Source organism: Tychonema sp. LEGE 07196, assembly GCF_963890365.1.
Classification (GTDB): Bacteria; Cyanobacteriota; Cyanobacteriia; order Cyanobacteriales; family Microcoleaceae; genus Microcoleus.
Map to the genome: position 1 here is coordinate 1 of NZ_CAWPRX010000052.1, position 2,246 is coordinate 2,246.

Below are 2,246 nucleotides of genomic sequence, written 5' to 3' on the forward strand. Positions count from 1 at the left end.
TTTTGTTGCGAATCATAACTGGTTCAACTCGGGCTCAACTGCTTGCCCGGTAAAGGTTTCATCCTATTTTACCTTTTTTTGTCTACCCCCTTGACAATTTGCACTTTTTCTTAACTTGTCACAAATGGTATAAGGTTCGTAGTGCGGGCTTGCATACGCTCCATATTTGGTACTTTTGTGGACGCGCACAAACAGTATTTTCTATGGTAATCGACCGGAAATGATATCACCTTTTTGAGAAAGGCTATAGCAAGTCCGGGTTGATTTACGACTGTTAAAAAATGAAAATAATTTGCAGTTTCAATAGGGAATTTTCCCGGACTATCTCAATGCGATCGATAAACTCACGAAAATAAAACCTGCGTTCCGATTCCGACAAATCCAGCCAAAACTGGGGAAGAGAAACTGTTTGCGCGGTTTCTCGCAAGTTGACTGGGGGCAATTGTGCGAGCCTGCTTTGCATTTCGGCTATTTCCGTGCGGACTTTGTAGGCTCTCAGTTCGGCGGTTTCTTTGTCAAAAATGCCACTTTCAATCAGGGCTGGTAATTGCTCTATGATTTCTTGTTTCGAGCAGATAGATCCGGCAATTCCTGCTTTAATTGCGTTCATCTGCGGCATTTGCAACTGGGCGACGGCATCGGGCAAATCCCGACAAATTCCTGCTATAGTTAATTGCAATACTTCTTCGTAGGAAATACCGCTGCATTTGGGCTGGGACAGACAGTTAATCGGTCGCAAATAAAGGTATTCTCGATCTTTGCGGTAGGAGGTGACTTTTGCAACTGTCATGGGCGATCGACATTCCGCACAAATTGCTAAACCTGCGAGGGAACGCGGGGCGCTGGCGCTGCGGGGAGAAAGGCGGCGGTTGCGGCGCAACAATCGGTCTATTTGGGCGGCTTCTTCTCTGGAAATAATCGGGACGTGGGTGTTAGAAATGACTTGGCCCTTTTGATATTCTAAATCGCCTCGGTAGGCGGGATTTGTCAGCCAGCGGCGGCCTGTGCTGACGGAGATTTTTTTGTTGTATTTCTTTGCTAAATAGCGCACGGAACCGCGCAGGGAACCGTAGATGAGAAAGTGATCGAAAAAGTCTTTGACGGCGGGGGAAGCGGTTTTGTCGATCGTATATTTGTCTTTGCCGCGCCGATAGCCGTAGGGGGCTTTTCCTGGTGGGGGAAGGGATTTGATGCGGTTGCGGGCGTGTCCTTTGCGAATGCTGCGGCTGTGTTGGCTGCGCTGAACTTCTGCGAGGAGTTTGAGTAAGTTTGCTCTGTTTTCGGTTTGTTTTTCGTCTGTGACAATGAGTTCGATGCCGAGGTTTTCGAGTTTTTCTAGGTGCGCGCACACTTGCTGTACTGTGTCGCCCAGTTCTTCAAAGCGCTGAATTAATAGGTATTTGACTGGTTCTGTTTGGCAATCTTTTAGGAGTTGTTGCAGTTGCTGTCGCCCTCCTAAGTCTTGATAGATGCGATCGACCTCTTGGCCCCAAATTTCGGGCGCTGGCGCGGCTTCTAGTAGCGGTTCGCTGTAAGAGTAGGCGATGATTTTCATCTGTTACTCGCTGAGTTCGATGATGTTACCGTCGGGATCTTGGGTAAATAATGCCGATCGACCTGACGCACTCATTTGTACCGGACAATTGCTGGCTATTAATTGTTGTTTTGCCTCCTCTAAGTTTGCCACAGAAAATGCTAGATGTCGGTTGCGTCCCAATTTTTGGGAATCTATGGCATCTGGTATAATTGTTGCTGCTAAAATTAGGTGAAGCTGGAAGTTGCCGATTTGATACCAGATTCCGGGAAATTTTAATTCTCGATCGATTTTTTGCAGTCCTAATACATTGCTGTAAAAGTGTTCAGATGTTTCTAGTTGGGAAACTAGGATGGCACAGTGGAGGGGTTGAGTAATTTGCATTTTTGTTGAATATTAATTTTTTGACCGCTGATGCTGGCTGATGAGCGCCGATCAACGCAGATTGGTTGATGTTTGTTAATTTTTGACATGATAACACTAGCTGTCACTTTTAATACTGATTCCCACAATTTAAGCAATATTATTTATATAAGTTAATGCTGAATTTTGCACTGGAAATCAAAAAATTGCTGCTCTCAAATAGCGGCTGAAACCGAAAATTTTTAGGCGAGTTCCGAACTCGATATCATTCCCAAAATAAAGCACTTGATTAGAACTCTTGCAAAAATCCAAAGCACCCCACCCCAACCCTCCCCTCCCGCGGGGAGGG

2 protein-coding genes are annotated in these 2,246 nt (G+C 45.7%); both read right to left on the reverse strand.

Translation table 11 applies throughout. The features are described from left to right. Positions 1 to 274 precede the first annotated feature (274 nt). Positions 275 to 1,555, reverse strand: coding sequence for a recombinase family protein (locus AACV78_RS06850; protein WP_194010736.1), 1,281 nt, complete (start codon positions 1,553 to 1,555; stop codon positions 275 to 277). Between the two features lie 3 nt (positions 1,556 to 1,558). Then, positions 1,559 to 1,918, reverse strand: a complete 360-nt coding sequence (locus AACV78_RS06855) for a VOC family protein (RefSeq protein ID WP_194010737.1) — start codon at positions 1,916 to 1,918, stop codon at positions 1,559 to 1,561. Between the last annotated feature and the right edge of the window lie 328 nt (positions 1,919 to 2,246).